General features: G+C 72.4%; 1 protein-coding gene. It reads right to left on the bottom strand.

Annotation, left to right across the window (positions count from 1 at the left end):
• Positions 1 to 96: 96 nt before the first annotated feature.
• Positions 97 to 294, bottom strand: a 198-nt coding sequence (locus tag ACWF62_RS20665) for a hypothetical protein (RefSeq protein ID WP_452631304.1), incomplete at its 5' end; no start/stop codon positions are given.

Below are 294 nucleotides of genomic sequence, written 5' to 3'. Positions count from 1 at the left end.
TCGTGGAGCAGCAGCGGTAGGAGTGAGCGGGCGGCGACCACACATCCGGCAAGGGGCCGAGACGCACGCCCGTGCTCGGCCGTCCTGGCCTTGGGCTCAGGGTGTGTGTTCCGTTGTGAGGGTTCCGTCCGGGTGGGCACCCTGGGTCCGGGCGTCCGGCTCGCCCGTGTGCGGCGCGCGCCGCTGCTGCCGCACCCGCTGCGTCATGACGGCCCCCGGGACGGCAAGCGCGATCAGGAGCGGCATCGCGGCGGCTATCGCGACCCAGAGAATGAGGGCGAGGTACCCATAGGC

It is taken from the genome of Rhodococcus sp. NPDC054953 (assembly GCF_053609225.1).
This window is presented reverse-complemented; position numbering and strand designations above follow the sequence as displayed.